General features: G+C 61.2%; 21 protein-coding genes. 7 read left to right on the top strand and 14 right to left on the bottom strand.

Annotated elements, in window-relative coordinates:
- Positions 1-6 precede the first annotated feature (6 nt).
- Genes C8D03_RS09020 through C8D03_RS08985 form a run of 8 tightly spaced genes read right to left on the bottom strand, consistent with a single transcriptional unit; the run spans position 7 to position 7,728 of the window.
- Entirely contained in the window at positions 7-1,284 is a 1,278-nt protein-coding gene (locus C8D03_RS09020) for a nucleotide sugar dehydrogenase (RefSeq protein WP_108045958.1), read from the bottom strand.
- A complete protein-coding gene (locus C8D03_RS09015) occupies positions 1,281-2,222 on the bottom strand; it encodes a Gfo/Idh/MocA family protein (protein ID WP_108045957.1) in 942 nt (313 codons plus the stop codon). Before C8D03_RS09015 ends, C8D03_RS09020 begins: the two co-directional genes overlap by 4 nt.
- Before the next feature lie 4 nt (positions 2,223-2,226).
- Entirely contained in the window at positions 2,227-3,777 is a 1,551-nt protein-coding gene (locus C8D03_RS09010; protein WP_108045956.1) for a PfkB family carbohydrate kinase, read from the bottom strand.
- A 5-nt stretch (positions 3,778-3,782) separates the two neighbouring features.
- On the bottom strand, positions 3,783-4,784 hold the full coding sequence (locus C8D03_RS09005; RefSeq protein WP_108045955.1) for an NAD-dependent epimerase/dehydratase family protein: 1,002 nt from the start codon (positions 4,782-4,784) through the stop codon (positions 3,783-3,785).
- The gene (locus C8D03_RS09000; protein WP_248308407.1) at positions 4,784-5,770 is read right to left on the bottom strand and encodes an NAD-dependent epimerase/dehydratase family protein; all 987 of its coding nucleotides are present in this window, start codon (positions 5,768-5,770) and stop codon (positions 4,784-4,786) included. The genes C8D03_RS09005 and C8D03_RS09000 overlap by 1 nt, the downstream gene beginning before the upstream one ends.
- Positions 5,771-5,821: 51 nt before the next feature.
- Positions 5,822-6,559 (bottom strand): transaldolase, encoded by a 738-nt coding sequence (locus tag C8D03_RS08995; protein ID WP_108045953.1) that lies wholly within the window; start codon positions 6,557-6,559, stop codon positions 5,822-5,824.
- Positions 6,538-7,110, bottom strand: a complete 573-nt coding sequence (locus C8D03_RS08990) for a D-glycero-alpha-D-manno-heptose-1,7-bisphosphate 7-phosphatase (RefSeq protein ID WP_108045952.1) — start codon at positions 7,108-7,110, stop codon at positions 6,538-6,540. Before C8D03_RS08990 ends, C8D03_RS08995 begins: the two co-directional genes overlap by 22 nt.
- Positions 7,111-7,146: 36 nt before the next feature.
- Positions 7,147-7,728: an SIS domain-containing protein gene (locus tag C8D03_RS08985; RefSeq protein WP_108045951.1), complete on the bottom strand. Its 582-nt coding sequence runs from the start codon at positions 7,726-7,728 to the stop codon at positions 7,147-7,149.
- Between the two features lie 238 nt (positions 7,729-7,966).
- On the opposite strand from C8D03_RS08985, the gene C8D03_RS26070 reads away from it, so the two are divergent.
- The 5 genes from C8D03_RS26070 (at position 7,967) to C8D03_RS08965 (ending at position 10,986) form a co-directional block, all read left to right on the top strand.
- Positions 7,967-8,410, top strand: a complete 444-nt coding sequence (locus C8D03_RS26070) for a hypothetical protein (RefSeq protein ID WP_146170120.1) — start codon at positions 7,967-7,969, stop codon at positions 8,408-8,410.
- Positions 8,411-8,801: 391 nt separating this feature from the next.
- Positions 8,802-9,533, top strand: coding sequence for an ERF family protein (locus C8D03_RS08980; protein ID WP_108045950.1), 732 nt, complete (start codon positions 8,802-8,804; stop codon positions 9,531-9,533).
- Positions 9,533-10,165, top strand: a complete 633-nt coding sequence (locus C8D03_RS08975; protein ID WP_181300818.1) for a lambda exonuclease family protein — start codon at positions 9,533-9,535, stop codon at positions 10,163-10,165. The genes C8D03_RS08980 and C8D03_RS08975 overlap by 1 nt, the downstream gene beginning before the upstream one ends.
- A gap of 98 nt (positions 10,166-10,263) precedes the next feature.
- Complete coding sequence (locus C8D03_RS08970) at positions 10,264-10,626, top strand: hypothetical protein (protein ID WP_108045949.1); 363 nt, start codon at positions 10,264-10,266, stop codon at positions 10,624-10,626.
- Positions 10,627-10,650: 24 nt separating this feature from the next.
- Positions 10,651-10,986 (top strand): hypothetical protein, encoded by a 336-nt coding sequence (locus tag C8D03_RS08965; RefSeq protein WP_146170118.1) that lies wholly within the window; start codon positions 10,651-10,653, stop codon positions 10,984-10,986.
- 12 nt (positions 10,987-10,998) lie between these two features.
- Here the strand turns inward: C8D03_RS08965 and terL (C8D03_RS08960) are convergent, their stop codons facing one another.
- The 3 genes from terL (C8D03_RS08960) to C8D03_RS08950 all read right to left on the bottom strand — a co-directional run bounded on the left by terL (C8D03_RS08960) (position 10,999) and on the right by C8D03_RS08950 (position 13,070).
- A complete protein-coding gene (gene terL / locus C8D03_RS08960; RefSeq protein ID WP_108045947.1) occupies positions 10,999-11,301 on the bottom strand; it encodes a phage terminase large subunit in 303 nt (100 codons plus the stop codon).
- A gap of 3 nt (positions 11,302-11,304) precedes the next feature.
- On the bottom strand, positions 11,305-12,429 hold the full coding sequence (locus tag C8D03_RS08955) for an acyltransferase family protein (protein ID WP_210203911.1): 1,125 nt from the start codon (positions 12,427-12,429) through the stop codon (positions 11,305-11,307).
- 227 nt (positions 12,430-12,656) lie between these two features.
- Positions 12,657-13,070, bottom strand: coding sequence for an IS3 family transposase (locus C8D03_RS08950; RefSeq protein WP_108045945.1), 414 nt, complete (start codon positions 13,068-13,070; stop codon positions 12,657-12,659).
- A 481-nt stretch (positions 13,071-13,551) separates the two neighbouring features.
- Here C8D03_RS08950 and C8D03_RS26770 point away from each other — a divergent pair, with 481 nt between their 5' ends.
- Together C8D03_RS26770 and C8D03_RS08945 are read left to right on the top strand one after the other, a co-directional pair.
- Positions 13,552-13,674 carry a ChuX/HutX family heme-like substrate-binding protein gene (locus C8D03_RS26770; RefSeq protein ID WP_282568586.1) on the top strand — a complete coding sequence of 41 codons (123 nt, stop codon included), beginning with the start codon at positions 13,552-13,554 and terminating at the stop codon, positions 13,672-13,674.
- A 137-nt stretch (positions 13,675-13,811) separates the two neighbouring features.
- Complete coding sequence (locus tag C8D03_RS08945) at positions 13,812-15,269, top strand: hypothetical protein (protein WP_146170117.1); 1,458 nt, start codon at positions 13,812-13,814, stop codon at positions 15,267-15,269.
- Positions 15,270-15,584: 315 nt separating this feature from the next.
- Here the strand turns inward: C8D03_RS08945 and terL (C8D03_RS08940) are convergent, their stop codons facing one another.
- From terL (C8D03_RS08940) to C8D03_RS08930, 3 genes are read right to left on the bottom strand one after another with little or no spacing between them, the layout of a single operon-like run.
- Complete coding sequence (gene terL, locus C8D03_RS08940; protein WP_181300812.1) at positions 15,585-17,018, bottom strand: phage terminase large subunit; 1,434 nt, start codon at positions 17,016-17,018, stop codon at positions 15,585-15,587.
- Complete coding sequence (locus C8D03_RS08935) at positions 17,011-17,409, bottom strand: DUF5681 domain-containing protein (protein WP_108045942.1); 399 nt, start codon at positions 17,407-17,409, stop codon at positions 17,011-17,013. The genes terL (C8D03_RS08940) and C8D03_RS08935 overlap by 8 nt, the downstream gene beginning before the upstream one ends.
- On the bottom strand, positions 17,399-18,859 hold the full coding sequence (locus tag C8D03_RS08930) for a site-specific DNA-methyltransferase (RefSeq protein ID WP_108051420.1): 1,461 nt from the start codon (positions 18,857-18,859) through the stop codon (positions 17,399-17,401). The genes C8D03_RS08935 and C8D03_RS08930 overlap by 11 nt, the downstream gene beginning before the upstream one ends.
- Positions 18,860-19,327 lie beyond the last annotated feature (468 nt).

Genomic DNA, 19,327 nt, shown 5'->3' with positions numbered 1-19,327 from the left:
GTAACCTCAGTTTTTGACGGGCGCGCGCCCGAGCGTGCGATGGTCGAGCCCGGCCGCACGCGCCCTGGCGGCGTCGAGCACGGCGTAGGGGTCGAGAACGAGCCGGCCGGCGAGGCGGGCAGCGATATCCGCCGGTGCCATGGCCTTGTATTCCGGCCACGGCGTGAGGATGAGCAAGGCGTCGGCGCCCTGAAGCGCTTCGAGCGCCGTGGCGAAACCTTCCTTGTCCGAACTTCCGACGACGCTGGCGGGCACGGCGGGATCGTGCAGCCGGAGCTTCGCTGTCGGGATCTGGGCGATGGTCGCCAGCGACGGCGAGTTCTTCACCGAATGGGTGTTTTCCTTGTAGGCGAGACCCCAGATCGCCAAAGTGGCGCCAGGCTTGCCGTCGAGGAGTTCGCTCTTGATCGTGCGCGCGGCCCAGTCGCGCCGGTGCAGGCTGTTGGCCTTCCAGGCTGCGACGACGCCGGTATCGGTGTCGTGCTTCGCGCCGATGCGCTGGATCGTGGCGAGATCGCGCTCCAGATTGCCGCCGGCAATGCCGAGGCCGGGCGCGAGATAGGAATAGGCGCCGATCCGGCGGTCGAGCTTCAGCGCCGGCACGATCTCCGACCAGTCCGCACCGATCCCCTCGCAGACCTCCGCAAGCGTGTTGGCGACACTGACCGAGGCCACGAGGCAGAAATTGATCGAGATTTTGGCGAGCTCGGCGCTTTCGTACCGCATCGGCAGAATCGGGCAGCCAAAGGCCTTCAGCACGGCCTCGAAATGCAGCGGCAGCTGTTCCGCGGGATCGGCACAGCCGATGATGTAGCGCTCGGGCTCCATCGCGCGCTCGACGGCACGGCCGAAGACGAGCGTCTCAACCTGATAATAGCGGCGGGCCGCCTCGGGCTGCGACAGCGCGCGGGTGAAGCCCGGCTCGACCTGCGACAGCACCACCATGATCGCCGCGGGAGCCAGCATGGGCGCGACCGCATCGATCAGCCTGTGGATCACGGCGGTGTCGCTCCGACCCTGATCGTCGGTCGGGATGTCCGGCGCGATATAGACGACGTCGCATCCCGACAGCTCGGCGATATCGGCGGTGAAGCGCTGCCGGTCGCCGTTGGACGCGACGAGAGCATCGAGCCCGGGCTCCAGAACCGGCAGTGTTCCGGCGCGCAGCCGCTCGACCAGCGCGGCGTCGCCGTCATAGCAGATGGTCTTGAAGCCCTTGGCCGCGATCCCGGTCGCCGAGACGAGGCCGAGATGCGTCATCCCGGCAAAGCCGACGGTGGTCATGCCACGTTCTCCGCGATTTGGGCCTCGACCTCGTCGCCGAGGCGCTTGAGCGTGCGGTGAAGCCAGAGCGCGTCCGTCAGGTCGGTCCGCGCGCCGTGTTCTACCAGCCCCTTGAAATGGGCGTATTCGAGCGCCCAGGTCGGGTCGTCCTGGACCAGTGTAACGTTGTCCTCGGGCGGGCGGCCGCTCGGCAGGACGCGCATGCGCTTGGTGAACTCGCTCGGCCCCCATTTGCAGAGCGAGCTGATATGGGCCGTACCCTTCTCCGCGAGGATGTCGCAGGTGAAGTGGTTGCGCCACATCAGCAGCGTCATCTCGAGCTCGATGCGCGGTCGCCTCGACTCGTTGCCGATTACGACATGGTCGGCGGCGCGGTTCTCGAAGGCGTTGGCGCCGATCAGCGTGAAGGCGTCGGAGATGTTGCCGAACCAGAAGCGACAGGTGTCGAGCAGATGCGAGCCGAGATCGGGCAGCACGCCGGCCCCGTGATCGCGCCAGACGGAATCGCGCACGAGCCGCGCAGTGCCGTTTCCGTAGAACATCCGGCAGGAATAGATCTCGCCGAGTTCGCCGGAGCGGATCAGGTCCCGCATCCGCACGTAATGCGGCTCGAAGCGGTGGTTGTAGGCGGTGTAGAGCACCACGCCGCGCGCCTGGGCGGATTCTTCGAGCGCGATGATATCGGCCTCGTCGCCTGCCCAGAGTGGCTTCTCGACCAGGACGTGCTTGCCGTTGTCGATGCAGTAGTTCAGCAGCGCGACCTTCGGCGCGTCCGGGATGCAGGCGAGCACGGCGTCGTAGCGGTCCAGCGGCACGTCCGCGAGATCGCGGAAATCCGCCTCCGGATTCACCGGGTCGACGGTGGCGACGAAGTCGCTGCCCGCGAAACGGCGGCGCTTGTGCCCCTGGACGCCCAGGCCTGCGACGACGACACGCATCAGATCAGCCGAAGTTCACGCGCTTCTCGACGAGGTCGATCTTGCGGTGCATCGCCTCGGTCGTGATCGGGATATTGCCGTCATATTCGCATTCGCAGGCGGCCGCCATGGCGCCCAGAATGCTCGCCAAAGCATCGTCCTGAGAGACCAGCATGGCCAGCGTCGAATAGGCCAGCAGTGCGTCGCCCGCGCCGACGGGATCGACCAGATGTTCGACGAAGGTGTCGATGACATAGAAGCTGTCGAGCGACTCGTGATCGGCGCCGCGGCAGACCAGCATGCCGCGCTCGCCGAGCTTGAGCATCAGCAGCTTGCAAGCGGACTTGTCGTAGAGCTGCGAGGCCAGCGGCCTGATGCCGGAATCCTGGTCGCCCAGCGCGAAGCGCGCTTCGCGCTCATTGGGGGTGATGAGGTCGAAGCCCTGGAATTCGGTGATGTTGCCCCAGCGGCTGGCGACCTGGCTGTCGGCGACCTTGTAGACGCCGGCCGGCAGCGCCCGCGTGAATTCGGGGATCGTGCGACGGTTGAAGATGCCGTGGCGGAAATCGGAATAGACGACCGCGTCGACGGGCACATTGGCGACGGCGGAGGTCATCTGGCCGAGGATCGTGTCCGAGATCGAGCGGTTGTCGAGCGTGTCGACCTTGAGCAGCCTGTAGCCGCCGACGACGATCGCGTTCTTGTTCACCGTCGGGCGCGTCGAATCGATGATCGCCATGGTGTCGATCCCGGCCTGCTCGAGATCCTCCAGCACGAAGTCCTTGAGCGCATCCTCGCCGAGGACGGTGGTGAAGGTGACGTCGGCGCCGGCGGCACGCAGGTGTTTGGCGACGATCGCGGCGCCGCCGACGAAATCCTGCTTGCGTTCGAAGAGCACGCTCATCGTCGGCGTCTTGGTCTGGCCGCCGATCATCGCGCATTGCGTATAGCTGTCGACGATGGTGTCGCCGATGACATGGACCTTCTTGCCGATCATGCCGTCGATCGTGCTGCGCATCTTGTCGAAGGTGACGCCGTAGCGCTCCATGACCAGTTGCAGCTTCTCGTATTGGATCGTCGGCGGAGCCAGATTGATGAGGCTCGTCGATGAATAGACGATGTCGCCGGGCGTGAAGATCATCTCGCCGCCATAGGCTTCGACGATTGCTGCTTCCTCCGCCGTCTTCGGCGGCATGCCGACGGCGGTGTACTCGAAGCCCTTGGCGAAATAGTCTGGCTGGATGATCTGGATATTCTCCAGAGGCTTGGCGTTGGTGTCGATGACGACGTAGTCGACCATCTCGAAGGCGGCCAGATTGGCCGCCCGCAATTCCTGCGGGATATGCGGCCGATGCGCGCCCTTCGAGATATGCTTGTCGGCCGTCAGGCTGCAGACGAGCGTGTCTGCCTTGCTCTTGGCGTAGAGCAGGTGGCGGACATGGCCGGGATGCACGACGTCGAACACGCCATGGCACATGATCACGCGCTTCTTGCGCGGCGGCGCGCCGATGATCTCGCGAAGCTGCTCTGCCGTGACGATCTTGTGGCGGTAGCGCTCGGTCAGCGAAATAGCCATTCGTTTCAGCCTTCGTTCTTCGACATGTAGCGGAACCAGGTCTCGGTCGCCTTCGCGATCGAGTTCGGGTCCCAGAGCGGGGCATCGTTCCAGCGCTCGATATTGGAGAGCATGTTGGCGACGCCCTGCTCGAAGGGCACCTTGGGCGCCCAGCCGAGCATCGTCGTGATCTTCGTGATGTCGGCGTGGGTCACATCCGGCTCGCCTGGGCGTTTCGGCACGTAGACGACGTCGCCCCCGAGAATCTCGATCAAGCGGTTGATCGGCTGCGGATTGTCGGCGCCGACGTTGAAGCGCTCGCCGACGGTTTCGGTCTTGGCTGCCGCGAAGAAGGCTTCGGCGACATCGCGCACATAGATGAAATCGCGCGCCTGGGTCCCGTCGCCGACCACCGTATAGGGTGCGCCGGCGAGCTTCTGACGGAAGAAGACGCCGAACACGGCGCCGTAGACGCCCGTCGTCCGGACGCGTGGCCCGTAGGCGTTGAAGATGCAGATCGAGTTCACCGGCAGGCCATAGACCTTGTTCCAGTGAAAGACTGCCTGCTCGCCCTGATACTTCGAGAGCGCGTAGGGGTACATCGGGTCGATCCGATGGTCCTCGCGGGTTGGCGTGTCGGCCAGGCCGTAGCAGGAGGACGAGGCGGCATACACCAGCTTCTGCACGCCGGCGGCGCGCGCGCATTCAAGCACGCGCACCGTGCCCTGGACGTTCACGTCCATGTAGTCGATGGGCTTCTCGATCGACGGCACGATGTCGCCGATCCCTGCCAGATGGAAGACATAGCGCGCACCCTCGAACGCGGCATTGCCGGGCTCGAGGGTGCGGATGTCGACCCATTCCGTCGTGAGATCGGGATTACCGTGATGCTGCTTGAGGTTGCTGAGGTGCCCACCGGTCAGGTTGTCGACGACGCGGACGGCAAAGCCGGCCTCGATCAGAACGTCGACCATATGACTGCCAATGAAGCCCGCGCCTCCCGTGACGACGGCGACAGGCTTGCTCATCAGGCGGCTTCCTTCGCCTTCAGCGTCTTCACGTTGTAGTAGCCCGTATCGGTCATCGAGTTCGGCAGCTTGCCGGCCTTGAAGGCCTTGCAAAGGTCGCGGACGGCGTCCTCGATCGAGAACTTCGGCTTGAAGCCGAGCACGCGCGTCACCTTGTCCGAGTTAATGTGATAGGAGCGGTTGTCATCGCTCGGCGTTGTGACGATGCCGATTGGCGCCTTGTCCGGGAACTCCTGCTCGACGACGTCCTTCACCAGCAGGGCCAGGTCGGCAATGCTCATGTTCTGGAAGCCGATGTTAAAGGTCTCGTTCTGGATCTTCTCGGCAGGCGCCGTCATCAGCATCTCGACCGCGTTGCAATAATCCTGAACATGCAGGTTCGGACGCATCTGATCGCCGCCAAACACGGTGATCTTGTTGTTGTTGACTGCATGGTTGGTCAGAATGTTAACCGACAGGTCCAGCCGCTGGCGTGGAGCATAGCCGCACAGCGTCGCCGGGCGAAAGATCACGCCGACGAAATTATCATCCGTGTGCTTCTTGAGCAGCGGCTCGCACATGCCCTTGTATTTATTGTAAAGGGTCAGCGGCAGCAGGGGATGATCCTCGGTGACGTTCGGGGACTCGGAGACGCCATAAACCGAGCTGGACGACGCGTAGACGAAGCGCTTCACGCCGGCTTCCTTCGCCGCGATCACCATGGGCTCGAAAGCGTCAAGATTGATCGAGGTCGACAGGTTCTCGTCAAGCTCGAAGCTGGCATCGTTGGAGATGCAGGCGAGATTGACGACGCATTCGATGCCCTTGAAGGCTTCGCGCAGCGTGGCGAGATCGCGAATGTCACCCTTGATCAGCTTGAAGTTCGGGTGGCCGTGCGGAAGGAAGTCCGACCCGAAAAAGCCAATATCAAAGCAAGTGACATTATACCCGCTGGCGAGCAGCTGCGGGCAAAGAAGGCTGCCCGCATAGCCGGCGCCGCCGGTCACGAGGACGTTCTTGAAGGGGGTGGACATCAGTATCTCCGAAAGCGGGCCGGCTTACGCCGCGGCCTTGGACGAGTCGATGGTGAAGGCGGACGCCGAGGCGTCCTTGTAGAACATCTGCACGGTCTCGCGCGAATATTCCTCAAGGTCCTTGCCGACCAGCGCCAGCTTGGCGAGGACGTCGTTGGTGACGGTGATGATCTTGCAACCCACCTCGTCGGCGTGGAAAATGTTAAGCAGCTCGCGCGGGCTCGCCCAGAGCAGCTCGGCCTTGGGACAGCTCTTGAGGGCCGCGACGCATTCGCGCATCAGCGGCATCGGATCCACGCCGGTATCGGCGATGCGGCCGGCGAAGACCGAGATGATTGCGGCGACCTCGGGGTCCAGAACCTTGGCGATCGCCTTGACCTGTTCGACCGTCATGATCGCCGTGACGTTGAGGACGACACCCTCCTTCGAGAGGGTTTCGATCACGCGGCCGGCGAAGTTGCCCTTGGTATCGGTGACCGGCACCTTGACGTTGACATTGGCCCCCCACGTCGCGATCGCGCGACCCTGCGCGATCATTTCGTCGAAGTCATCCGCGAAGACCTCGAAGGAGACAGGATAGCTCGGAACAGTCGCGATGATCTTGCGGGCAAAGGCCTCGTAATCGGTGACGCCCGCCTTGCGCATCAGCGTCGGGTTAGTGGTAAAGCCCTTGATCCGGGGATTCTGTGACATCTTAACGATGCCATCGAGCTCTGCGCCGTCGGCGAAGATCTTAACCTTCAGGGAGTCGAGGGCGGACATCTTGCATTCCTTTTTTGTTTGTCGGCGAGAATGACGTTGGCGGCCTCCTGCAGGGAGGAGACAACCCAGTCGGGATCGAGCGGCTTCGGTTCGGAGGTGTAGGACAGGTCGATAAAGACCGTTCTGCAGCCGGCTTCCTTTCCCGCTTCGATATCGCTATCGCGGTCTCCTACCATATAGCTGTCGAGAAGCGAGAGGCCGTTTTCGTGGGCTGCAGCGAAAAGCATCCCGGCTCGCGGCTTGCGGCAGTCGCAGGCGTCGTCGCGCGTGTGGGTGCAGACCTTCACCTCGTCGATTGGCAGTGCCTCACACATGAGGCGGTGCATCTCTGCCAAAACTGTGGGGGAAATAAGCCCCTTGCCGACATCGGGCTGGTTGGTGACGACGACGATGCGGAAACCTTCCGCTTTGAGCGCTTGCAACGAGGGCGCGATTTGTGGGTAAAGCGCGAAACCCTCGATATTCACGGGAGCATAGCTACGGCCGTCCCGGAATTCCGGGACGACAATGACGCCATCCCGGTCAAGAAAAACGGCAGGAACTCCCGTCATGCCCTGACCTTCATCGACCGCGGTTGCCCGCGGACCTCACCACTTCGTGGCGCGCTTCTGCAGCTTCGGGTTCGAGACGAGGCTGTGCCAGACGACCGCCTGGAAGGCCTCCGAGAGCGGGGTCACCCAGTCCGGGGCAACCTGAGGAACGACAACCACGACGTCGCCTGTCTTTGCCGTATAACCGCTGTCGCGACCGACGATGCCGAAGACTTTCGCGCCGCGCTCCTTGGCGAGGTCGATCGCGCGAATCATGTTCACGCTGACGTTGCGCTCTACGTCGCCGCCACCCACGGAATAGATCAGCAGCGCATCGTCGCTATTGAGGCGGCTGACCTCGAGCCAGCCCGCGAAAACCGTTTCCCAGCCTTCGTCATTCGTGCGAGCGGTCAATTCCGATACGTTATCAATCGGCGAATAGGTCTCGATGCCGCAAAGCTTTCGAAAGTCATTGACCGCATGGCTGGCATTGCCCGCGCTGCCGCCGACGCCGAGGATGAATAGGCGTCCACCCCGCTCGCGCAAAGCGACAAGCTCGTCGGCGAGCTTCTCGACCTTTGTGACGTCGATCTGGGAGCAGATGTCGGCCGCTCTCGCAAAGAAAGCACTGGAATGCATTTTTTCTAATGGCTCCGCGACGGTGCTGTCGTCTATAGGCCGCCCCTGTTGATCGTCAAGGGTCGTTGGTTGGTAATGAGTTGCGGCCCCGTTTTAGGTGTCGACAAAAATCTCGAAAACGAGAACGCCGAGCTCAAGAGCTGCAGCAACCCGTTGTTGGAACGGTCGATTTGCGGCACGGAGATAACAGTCTGAAGCTTCGCGCAACGCATAGACGGGGAACTTGGTCCCGGCAGCTATGAACGCCACTCACCTCGCTGACGCCGTCCTGCGAGGCGCAATGGGCGTTCAGATAGCCGAGATTGTGACACCTCCTCGAATTCCAACCGACACATTGAGGCTGCCCCAAGCCTGCTTCCTCATCGACGAGGCGTGGAGCGATGCGAGGTCATCGCGTTGCACCAGGTGGTTGTGGCCGCAAACCGATTTGGTCAAAGCCTGGCTCTCAGAGCAACGCGTCGGCCGGGTAGGCGCGCAGGTCAAGGCGACAAATGTGTTGGAGCAGGTATCGAAGTATTATCTTGGCCATCCCTTACCCGGCGGCTGGATTGACCAATTCGATGTCAACAACATTTTATATTCCATCCGTCAACACGATACCGGCGAGAACAACGTATCACATCTTCACCATGCCTCTGAAGTTGAAAATCTCGAATCGGGAGATCGAGTGAAGACAAAATAGCAGTCGATATCGCCGCTTGTATTCAGATCACAACCGAGTTACTCGTGCATCCGCGGAAGCGATGGAGGCCTAATTGTATGAATTGTGATTGTTTATTTCAATTAACTTCGATGATAACGCCTGTTGTGAAGCAATTTGAGACAATATGGCGCGGTATTCGTTTGGGGATGGCCTGCCAGAGACCTGATTTGGACAATCAAGGATCCTTGCAGAACTTAGGCGACAAGCTGATTGCTCGCTGCATTTAATCAATACCAACGCGCCAGCCAACCTGGCTAAGCGGTAGCAGCCGGCCGCTCAGTCAATTCCTATCCCGCTGACCTCTTTCACTCTGCTTGGGCCCGCCCAAAGCGAGAGCGATGACGCACGCCTGCAACCCTTTGGCCATCACATGGAGGGACCGATGACGAGATTAGCCCGCAACAATCGAGCGAGTGAGGCGCCTTCGCCGATCCCGCCGCCCTCGCTGAGTTTGTTGAGCGCCGCCCTAGCGAGAGGTGCCGATGGCGAGATGCTGGAGCGCCTGATTGGATTCCACGAGCGCTCGCAAGCTCATGAGGCGCGCAAAGCCTTCGAGAAGGCGCTCTCTACTGCCAAGGCCAAGATCCCGGTGATCACCAAGAACCGCCAGGCCTTGTTGGGCCGGCAGCCCTATCGCCATGAGGATTTGGCCGAGATCGCGCGAACCATCACGCCGATCCTGGCCAGGAACGGGCTGTCCTATCGGTTCCGTTCACAGAGCACAGGCGCACTCGTCACGGTCGTCTGCGTGATCTCGCATCGTGACGGCTATAGCGAAGAGAACTGCCTCTCGGCCAGCCCCGACGAGAGCTGTGAGAAGAACAGCATCCAGGCGATCGGCTCGACCTTGACCTATCTGCAGCGGATGACGCTGAAGGCAGCGCTCGGGCTTGCCGCCTCCGATGACGATGATGGTCAAGCCGCTGGCGCATCAGCCGCGATCTCCCGCCAGCAGGCTCGCGAGCTCATCGACCTGATTGACGAGGTTGGCGCCGACAAGGACGCGCTGCTGCAGTTCTTTCAGATCAAGGGCATCACCGACCTGCCGACCGCGCGGTTCCGCCAGGCACTCACCATGCTCAACTCCAGGAGGACGAACTGATGAGCGACGTGCTCGAGATCATCACATGCGAGCAAGGCTCGCCGGAATGGGCCAAAAGCCGACTCGGCATTCCGACAGCATCGGAGTTTGCCGCGATTCTGACCAAGGGGCGTGGCGGCGCTGAGAGCAGGACCCGTCTGAGCTATCTCTACAAGCTTGTCGGCGAGCGCCTGACGGGCGAACCGGCGGAGACGATCAGCACTTTCCACATGGAACGCGGCAAGCTGATGGAGGACGAGGCCTGCAGCGTCTACGGCTACGTCGCAGGCGCAAGCTGCGAGCGCATCGGCTTCCTTCGCCGCGGCCGGGCGGGAGCCTCACCCGATGCTCTGATCGGGCATGACGGCCTGCTCGAGATCAAGACCAAGTTGCCGCATCTGATGGTCGAGACCATCCTGCGAGGTGAGTTCCCGCTCGAGCACAAGGCGCAATGTCAAGGGCAGCTCTGGATCGCGCAGCGTGAATGGATCGACATCGCTGTTTATTGGCCTGGCCTGCCGATCTTCATCACCCGGGCCGGCCGTGATGAAGCCTATATCCGCGATCTGGCTGATGCGGTCGATGCGTTCAACACGGAACTCGACCTCACTGTCGATCGGGTCAGGTCCTATGGCCTGGCAAAGCCGGCGTGATGCCCGGCGGCTCTGGATCCAGCGGTGAGCCAGGAGGGATTCCGGGACGGAACCCCTCGCCGCGACGCCGCGAGTTCTCCCGCGCCCAGAAGGTCGCCATGATCAAGCGCGCTATGGCGCGTGCAGGCCAGATCCACTGCGAGGGCTGCGGGCTCAATGTCACGGGAAAGGTGATCGAGTTCGACCACATCGTCCCCGAGGCCCTTATCCTGGACAAGAGCGCAGGCCTCGACATCGCGGATGGCCGTGTCCTCGGGCGCGATTGTTGTCATCGCCGGCCAGGCGGCAAGACCGCCAGCGACCTGAGCGACATCGCCGACGCCAAGAGGCGCGAAGCCAAGCATTTTGGCATTCGCTCAAAGCCGGGGTTCAGGGCGACAGGGTTTGCAGCACCTGAACCGCAGCGATCCGCCTCTCGGCCTCTCACCAAGCCCGCCGCCTGGCGCCGCGACGATCCGTGATCCGACCAACAGGAGCCCTGCACGATGGCGACCGCCTACCTGTCTGCTCTATCCGTCTCCCGAACCTGGGGCATTCTCGGTGCCATGCTGCTGACGCTTGTCATTTCCGGCTGCACCACCCGCTCGGTAATGAACTTCAACCGCTTCGACGGGCGCTTCGATACCCCCGCCGCGGCGCAGTTCCAGCAGGACGACGCCATCTGCAAGGGCGAGGCGGCCAAGGCACAGGCAATGGCGGCACCGATCTATATGGGCCGCAGCCTGTCTGATGCGATGGAAGCCGGCATGCTGGAAGAACAACGCAACAACGCACTCCGGCAGATCATGGTCGGCTGCATGACCGGCGCGGTTACGCTATGACCACCGTCGCCGTCACGCAGTAAAATTAGCTTGGGGCGTGCCCAAGCCACAACATGCTCCCCAGCACTGCCTCTTGCAGCGTCGGGCGATCTTCTGCTGCCTAGCGGGGAGCACCGGCGTACGCGCCGTGAGGTATTTGAGCGCCTGGCTGGTCGGATCGACCTGATCGTTACGACGCGCTGTCGGGAAGGCCAACAGTTCGACGAGATAGTCAGCCAGCCAATGCGCCTGCTGCGGCACAAACACCTGTCCCGCTTCAAACCGCGCCGCCTGCGCCTGGAGCCGTGCCGTCTTGTCGAACTTCGAGCCTCTTATTGATCAGCGCGGCGATGAGGACGCCTCGGAAGTAAAGTGATCGCCGTTTCGAGGTGCAAAGTCCCGATCCTTGAGCGACAGGAACGGCTTTTCAAGCCAGCGATAAGACAGCCAGGCAACGCCGAACGTCAGCCCAAAGCCTACCACGTAATGTAAAATGTGCGACGTTCGGGCGCTCTGGACGTTGAATGCCATCAGTAGCTTCAACGTCAAGACCAAGGTTATCCAATTATAACAGTAGGCGCCAAAAGATACCTTTCCAGCGAAAGATAATATACTATTGTTAAGCACCCAGCCGCCCCGCCCGCTTCTGGCTGCACCAAGAATAATAACCGCAAACAGTGTCGAATAGATGGGCTGGTCGAGAGATTTGAAGCCAATGCCAGCAGTAAGAAAGAAAGTCAACAAAACTAAGAATAGTGTCCATGTGGATTCAGATGATGAAAAATCAAGCGTTCGACGAATCCATGGAATGTGATCGGCCTGAAATGCCATGGCAGCAAAGGCGCCGACCGCGATGTTGTCAAACCGAAGCTGCGACAGAAAGTAAAAAGAATAATCCCAATTCATCGTGCCCCGGAGTATAACGAAAAGCGGTATTATAGTAATGACGGACATGTATTTCAAACGAGGGTGCCCGAGGAATACGAGCGGCCAGAGTAGATAAAACCACTCCTCAACGCCAACCGACCATAGAACTGCGCCGTAAGGCACGGGGTCGTAGAACGTCGTGGCGAGGTGGGCCGAAAGACCCAAAAACAGACTGAGTTTTTGCCAAAAAAAGGCGATCTCCTGCGATTGTCCTGGGATCGCAAGGATTGTCATATAGGGCAGAATAAAGAAGCTTATGAGCGTGATAAAGAAATATAGTGGCCAAATTCGTAGTATTCGACGCGTATAAAAATGGCGAATATCGACCCGGCCGTTACGTTTCATCTCTAGCAATAAAAGATTAGTTATCAGAAATCCGCTGAGGACAAAGAAAAACGAGACCCCCAAACCTCCCAAGCGAAAAATACCAACATTGCTCCAGTTCGTCGATAGACCGAAAAATAAACGCGATTGCTCAAGGTGATGGATAACAACTCCGATTGCGGCCAATCCCCGCAGTGCGTCAAGGCCGCGCAAGCGAGACGACGGCGTTCCATATTGACGATATATCACAAAGATCCCCTTGCGGCACGCACTGTCGTGCCGACATAGAATTGCTCGTGGTGCCCGCTACCAAACCTTCACGACAGTGCCCGGCTATGGCTCTAACCAAGTTCTATTGCGTGGTCCATCCTGCTTCGTTGCGATTTCATCGTCTGCGGCGGCAGCGCGCAAAAACGACGCAACCGCGTCGATCGTCGCTCCTAGTGGCGTGCTCCCGGATCTGTGGCCGCCAATTGAGCGGATTCGGCCTTCTTGGCGAACACGACCAGGCTGATGTAGCCAAGCATCGAGTGACTGCGGATCGTGTTGTAGAACTGCTCAATGTAGTCGAACATGTCGGCCATGGGGGCGTCGCGCGTCCAGCGGACCCTGCCCCTCACGCGCTCGGCTTTAAGCAATGTAAAGAAGCTCTGCATGGGAGCGTTGTTCAAGACATTGCTCGAACGGCTCATATAGCCAGTAACGCAGTTCTCAGTCAGCAGATCCTTGGAAGTGCTGGCTGGTGTATTGGCTGCTTCAATCCAAGTAATGGTGCAGCGCGTCGGGCTTTCGATGCCGCCAAATCGCCATGACATGCGCGTCGGTGCTAAGCTTAGCCGTGACTCGGCCTTCATCGACCAACCGACGACACAGCACGAGAACAGGTTGTCACGGCCGCCTTGGGCAGGTCACGTCGCCCGCGACCAACCCTAAAGCTTGCGCACGCATCAGATGCTCAATCTTGTGCATGCCGCAGGAGAAGCCACCGGCCAGCACATCGCGCTAGACGTGACGAACGCTATAGGGCTGGTCGCTGGGCTTGGAGTTCACACGGACGTTGGCGCCACCCGTCCTGTGAACGCTGGCTTGCGAGCACGCCAACCATGGAATTCTAAGCGCGAGACATTTAGCGCTTTGCAAAGCGATGCCACAGGCCAGATCGAACGGGCCTCGCGGCAACAAAGGGCAAATCTCATATCCCTGCGCTCCAAGGATGCTGCGGTCCTTGCCGCCTCACAGTGTCCATAGGCGAACCTGCAACCAATCCCATGCACAAAGGAGTGCTCAGACCGTGGTCTTGGCGTTCAGAGTTTGACAGGAATCCCGCGTGGATCGGTGCAGTTCTCCAACGGGGCTGGCGACGTCATGTTCAAGGTCTTCGTGCGACGAGATGCCAGTCGCGCGCTGTTGCCAGATCAGTTAGAGCGTTTCGAGGCCCTCAAGACGAAATTTGTCTGACGGCCATCGCGCGGCCCGATTTGTGGGGTCTTTCCTCGCGCCTTCCGGGCGCAGCCCCATTACCGGTTCGTCATGCCGCATCTTTACCGTCCATTAACCATGCCGGCGCAGCCTCACATCTCGAAGGCCAGGCCATCGTGAGCCCGACTGTCGAGACCTCGTCGTCCGGCAGCCCTGGCGACTCGCAGGGCGACAGCCTGCACAATGGTCCAGGCATGGATATCGACATGGTCGCCCACGTTACCCTGGAGCGGGCGAGCTTTCCGCCCAGCCGCCCGGCCCTCGCCTTCGCGCAGGGCCGGCGCTTCGTCGCAAGGCGCGTCCCGGCACTGCGCCAGGGCTTCGGCTCGGCCGCGATGCTGGGCCTGCGCTTCGTCCAGGCCCGGCTGATTTCGGTCTGGGGACTGCTTGTCGCCGCCACCTTCTGCCCGCCCCATATCTTCGCAGCCTTCGCCGTCTTCCTGGCAGCCGCGACCTTTCTCTCCATCCCGGCGCTAATGCGACTCGAGGCCGTTTTTTTCCGCAACAGCGATCGCGGCCAGCTTGGCCTCGCTTTCCGGCTCGCCATGACTAGCGCCGCCGTTTTCCTCAGCCTCGTCGCCACCGCTCTCGTGATCCTCGTGCAGATCGGGCGCGTGGCCCCTGCCGTCGCCCTGATCTTCTTCGTCTCACTATCGGCCCGCGCCGTGTTGCGCCTGCTCTGGGCCGAGGCAACGGCCGAGGGCGATTTCCGGGCCATCGGCAACAGCAATGTCGTGCAGGCGCTGGTCCAGCCCATCCTCATGCTCCTGCTGATCGCGCTGTTTGGTCCCAAGGCGCTTGCTCTGTTCCTGGCCGATGCACTGGGCCACGCAGCCGCCGCGGCCTACGTCCTGAAGGGACGCCGTCACAGTCTGATCGCGTTGGCCGGCCCGGGCGTGTGGTCTCTGGGCGGCCTCGCCTGGGCAGCGAGGCGCTGGCGCGATGCCCCTCTCGTCTTGTTGCCCTCGGCGCTGCTCTCCTTCGGCTTCACCGCCGCGCCGCTTCTGGCTCTTCCATACGCCACCAATCCGCTGCTGGCGGCTCATGTTGCCCTTGCGATGCGTCTTCTTGACCTGCCCACGCAGATGTTCGGAACAATGGCGGGCCCGCTGCTGCTTAACCAGCTTCGGACACGCGAGGGGCCACGGCGACAATTCTGGGTACGCTGGGCGACGCTTGGGCTCGTCGCGGGCGCCATCGGGCTGTTCGTGCCGATCGCGGTTGGCGCGCATCTGTTCGGCGGTGTGTTCAATGGCAGCAAATGGCAGGGCGTGGGTGATGTCGTTGCCGTGATGGCGCTTTTCTATGGCGGCATTGCGTTGTTTAATCCGCTTCACGACCTCGCCGCGCTTTCCTACTACACCGCGTGGCAACTGGCAGCCCATGCCATAGCCCTGCTGCTGGTGGTCGCGGCTATCTGGTGGTTCGGCGCGTTATCGATGGAACTGCTCTACACTGTCGGGCTGATCTCGGTTGCGCGGGCAGCGACACATGTCCTTTTCGTCTGGACCAGCGCGGGCGACGCCCGGCCCATAGACGACGAGCTCATCCCGCAAGCGCCGCCCGCGCGCTAATCTCTCACTCGCCGGGTCGGAAACTCCTGCGCCCAGTCGAGGAAGGCGATCCCCCCGGGGTTTCGCCCTCGACCCGTTAGGTATGAAGAACGCGTCGAGAATGCCCTCTTGGCCAAGCGGAAATGACCGTTGCGCAGCGACAATTGCCGCCGCGTCTCCTCCAACGCAAAACGCACTCCGGCAGATCATGGTCGGCTGCATGGCTTGGCGCCGCTACGCTATGACTATCGTCGCCGTCAGGCAGTAATGGCCTGGGTCGTGCCCAAGCCACCACATGCTCCCCGTCACTGCGTCTTGCAGCGCCGTCTCCACAGCCTAAGCCCGCTGGAATCGTGACTGCGGTCGGACGACTCTCTGCGGTCTGACGGAAAGCACCGGCGTACGCGCCGTGAGGTATTTCAACGCCTGGCTCGTCGAATCGACCTGATCGTCATGACGCGCTGTCGGGAAGGCCAACAGTTCGACGAGATAGTCAGCCAGCCAATGCGCCTGCTGCGGCACAAACACCTGTCCCGCTTCAAACCGCGCCGCCTGCGCCTGGAGCCGTGCCGTCTTGTCGAACCGCGCGGTCTGCAAGAGCGGATAGAGCTTCCCCGTTCGGCGCAGATCCTGAGACAGTGCCCGGCCAAGCTCCGTATCCTCGATCAGTGTCGCATCGACCTCGTAATCCTCGGCAATCGACATCATCTTGCGCCGCAGTTCCGGGCTCTCCCAACGACCGCGCACGACGTTGAGCAGGTAATACTGCTGACCCCGCGCCCCCCAGACCGTGCCAACCGACCAGTCCGAGGTCTCCGACAAAGTCGAGGCGGTGTCCCACGAAGCGACCACCAGATCGAACCGATCAGGCTGATGCTCATAGGACCGGAGCCAGTCGCGCTTGATCGCATTGCCTTCATCCGGCAGCGGATTTTGCTGATATTGCGCGGAGAAATTCAGCGTGCCGAGATTGCGCTTGGCAACGTCCAGCCACGCGATCGGCTCGCGGGTCGGATGGAGCACTTCGCCTGCCTTGCGATGATGCAGCGCGTCCTGGCCGTACCCGATCCGATAGGTCGCGTCCTCCATTGCGATGGCGGGAATCGACAGCACCTCCCACGCCTCTTTTTCCAGGACGTGACCGACGAGATCATCCTGGTGGAGGCGCTGCATCACGATGATGATGGCGCCGTTGATCCGATCGTTCAGGCGCGAATACAGCGTCGCATCGTAGAACTCCGTTACACGACGCCGTTCGGCGGCCGAGAGCACTGCATCGAGACCGTTGATGGGATCATCGATAACGATCAGATCGGCGCCACGCCCGAGCACGGAGCCCCCGACCGAACCGGCGAAGCGTGAACCCCGCTCGCTGGTCTCGATCTCGTTCTTGCGATTGGTCGTGATTGCGAACCCCGGAAACAGCCTGCGGTACCACCCGCTCGTTACCACGCTGCGGAAATCGGCAGCGTGCTTTAGCGAGAGTTCGTTGGCATAGCTGATCGCCATGATCCGCTTGCGCGGATCATGGCCTATCACCCAGGCGGTATAGGCGATGGTGACGCAGATCGACTTGGCCGAGCGCGGCGGCACATTGATGATGAGCCGCTTGCATTCACCCCGCCAAACCCGCGTCAGCTGATGGGCAATCGCATCGATATGCCAGTTCGGCAGATAGGGCGTGCCGGGATCCAGTGTCATGAAGCTGCGGGCAATGAAGCTCGACAGGTCACGACGTAGAATCGCATTGAGCAGCATCTGGTCAGGCATCGCAGCCCCCATCGGAACGTCGCTGACGCGCGAGGAAGAGCGCCACCAACTGGTCCTCTTGCTCCTTCGTCATCTCGCCAGCGTCCACCTCAGAGACCCTCGGAGCCAATTCCATCAGTTTGATCAGGTCTTTTCGCGCCGCAGAATCACCTTTGAGTGCCGCTTCAGCCGTTTTGCGCAGGAGCGCTTCCAGCAACGAGACCGACTGCTGCTTGCCCTTTTTCATGATTGGGATTGGCTCCGACATTAGCTTGTAGAGCTCGTCGAACATGTTGAGCTGGGGCTTGGCCTTGCGGCGTCCGGAGGGATTGCCGCTTTTGCCCTTCTGAAAGCGGCTGTGTTGGGGCGGGTTCTTGTACCCGACAGCGGGCTGATCGGTGTCACGCGACATCGTCGCCTCCCACCGCCATCACCTCGTTGCCGGCGAACAGACGCACGCGCTGCGTTGCCATATCCGCAAAGCTCAGCCCTGTCTCAGCGTGGCGTGCCTCGCGCTTGAACAGCTTCTCCCAGCGCGCGATGGCGACATCGACATAAAGCGGATCGAGCTCCATCAAATAGCCGCGCCGCTTGGTCTTGGCGGCTGCAATCAAGGTCGTGCCCGACCCGCCGAACGGATCCAGCACGATGCCGTTGAGTTTCGAGGCATCCTTGATTGCATCCATCACCATCGCGCAGGGCTTGACGGTGGGGTGCGTTGCCAGATCCTCCATCCGTCCGCGGCTGAAGCTATTGGCACCGGTGTAGCTCCACAGCGTCGTGCGGTAGCGGCCGTGACGGCCAAGCTCGATATTGTTGATGTGCGGCGACTTGCCCTTCTTCCAGAGGGGGATCAGCTCAGTCTGCGAGCGATACAGCGAACCCATCCCGGCATTGGTCTTGGCCCAGGTGATCACCGCTTTCAGCTCATCGAAGACCGCATATCCGGCATTGAGCATCTCATGGAGATGGGGGCCATCGATACAGCTGTAGATCAATGCCCCATCCTGGGACGATGCTGCGATCTCCCCGAATACGATCGTGAGGAACGCCGTAAACTCGGGCTTGCTCATCTCGCCCGAGGCCATCGGGAACGGGCGGTGCTTGATCTTGCCGAGACCGCCTACATGGCCATCGATCCGGACGTTGTAGGGGGGATCCGTAAAGCTCATCTGGGCGAGCTCACCACCCATCAGCTTCTCATAGCCGGCACGATCACGCGCATCGCCGCATAAGATCCTGTGGTCACCGAGCAGCCAAAGGTCTCCACGCTGGGTCACCGCCTGCGCACCAATCGGCTCGACTGCATCGGCGCGATCCGCCTTCGCTACGGGCGCCCCATCCGCACTCAGGATCAAGTCGATCTGCGGCGTGTCAAACCCGGTCAGATCCACCTCAATGTCGCTCTCGACCAGATGCGATAGCTCGATCTTGAGGATCTCGTTGTCCCAACCGGAAAGCTCAGCCAGTCGGTTATCCGCCAAGGCAAAGGCTCGCAATTGGCCCTGGCTAAGGTGACCCAGGCAGATCGTCGGGACATTCGTCTGCCCCAGGAGCTTGGCGGCCTCGAAACGTCCGTGTCCCGCCACAATCACATCATGCTCGTCGATCAGCACCGGCGCCACGAAGCCAAGCGCCTTGATGCTCTCCGCGATTAGGTGGATCTGCTTTTTGCCATGGGTGCGGGCGTTGCGCGGCGACGGCTTCAGCTCGGCCAGGCGCCGCTCGACTACCTTCGCCTCGAAGTGCGCCACCGCACGGCTGAGCTCGCGGCCGGTGTGCTGGATCGCAGCATCAGCAATGGGCGGACGGCTCCGCTGGCGGACGCGAATCGGGCTGACAAGAGAAACATTCGAGGTCATGATCGACTCCATTTGGAAATCGACCGGGTCAACGAGCAGCCACGTCACTCCCGCCCCAAAACGCAATGCGCCTTAGGCTTGGGAGCAACGAGGGCTGCTCACTGACGTGAAATGCCTCGTTAGCAGTTGCCTCGACCCGATCTGGGGAGGGCTATGCGCGCGGACGATTCGCGAGCGAGAGTCAAAGTAGTTGATCTCCAGCAGGCCCGCAAGAGTAATAGCCAAACGAATACAAAAGGATAGTGTCTTTGGCCGGCGCGCCTCACCCCGCCCACCCCGGCAGGTCGCAACGCTCCCTGCAGCCCACCGCAAAATTCCCTGCAACTCTGCGATAACATTCCCTGCTCAGAGAAACGGTAAGAACGCACTAAAAGCTATGAATTCTCGCAGAAATTCGCCCCGCTATTACGTCGTTCCGGGTCAAATTCCCTGATAATTCCCTGATGCCAGGGAATTTCGGCGTAACCG

This window comes from Bosea sp. 124 (assembly GCF_003046175.1).
Lineage (GTDB): Bacteria > Pseudomonadota > Alphaproteobacteria > Rhizobiales > Beijerinckiaceae > Allobosea.
Note: the sequence above shows the minus strand (reverse complement) of the source record. Positions and strands in the feature narration are given on the sequence as shown.

Bases quoted from the DNA above. Each gene is read 5' to 3' on its own strand.
- C8D03_RS08950 (WP_108045945.1), bottom strand. From the start codon at position 13,070: ATGAAGGCCGAGTCACGGCTAAGCTTAGCACCGACGCGCATGTCATGG.
- C8D03_RS09010 (WP_108045956.1), bottom strand. From the start codon at position 3,777: ATGGCTATTTCGCTGACCGAGCGCTACCGCCACAAGATCGTCACGGCA.
- C8D03_RS08995 (WP_108045953.1), bottom strand. From the start codon at position 6,559: ATGTCCGCCCTCGACTCCCTGAAGGTTAAGATCTTCGCCGACGGCGCA.
- terL (WP_181300812.1), bottom strand. From the start codon at position 17,018: ATGCCTGACCAGATGCTGCTCAATGCGATTCTACGTCGTGACCTGTCG.
- C8D03_RS08970 (WP_108045949.1), top strand. From the start codon at position 10,264: ATGATCAAGCGCGCTATGGCGCGTGCAGGCCAGATCCACTGCGAGGGC.
- C8D03_RS08965 (WP_146170118.1), top strand. From the start codon at position 10,651: ATGGCGACCGCCTACCTGTCTGCTCTATCCGTCTCCCGAACCTGGGGC.
- C8D03_RS08935 (WP_108045942.1), bottom strand. From the start codon at position 17,409: ATGTCGCGTGACACCGATCAGCCCGCTGTCGGGTACAAGAACCCGCCC.
- C8D03_RS09005 (WP_108045955.1), bottom strand. From the start codon at position 4,784: ATGAGCAAGCCTGTCGCCGTCGTCACGGGAGGCGCGGGCTTCATTGGC.
- C8D03_RS08980 (WP_108045950.1), top strand. From the start codon at position 8,802: ATGGAGGGACCGATGACGAGATTAGCCCGCAACAATCGAGCGAGTGAG.
- C8D03_RS09020 (WP_108045958.1), bottom strand. From the start codon at position 1,284: ATGACCACCGTCGGCTTTGCCGGGATGACGCATCTCGGCCTCGTCTCG.
- C8D03_RS26070 (WP_146170120.1), top strand. From the start codon at position 7,967: ATGAACGCCACTCACCTCGCTGACGCCGTCCTGCGAGGCGCAATGGGC.
- C8D03_RS08975 (WP_181300818.1), top strand. From the start codon at position 9,533: ATGAGCGACGTGCTCGAGATCATCACATGCGAGCAAGGCTCGCCGGAA.
- C8D03_RS09015 (WP_108045957.1), bottom strand. From the start codon at position 2,222: ATGCGTGTCGTCGTCGCAGGCCTGGGCGTCCAGGGGCACAAGCGCCGC.
- C8D03_RS08990 (WP_108045952.1), bottom strand. From the start codon at position 7,110: ATGACGGGAGTTCCTGCCGTTTTTCTTGACCGGGATGGCGTCATTGTC.
- C8D03_RS08930 (WP_108051420.1), bottom strand. From the start codon at position 18,859: ATGACCTCGAATGTTTCTCTTGTCAGCCCGATTCGCGTCCGCCAGCGG.
- C8D03_RS08985 (WP_108045951.1), bottom strand. From the start codon at position 7,728: ATGCATTCCAGTGCTTTCTTTGCGAGAGCGGCCGACATCTGCTCCCAG.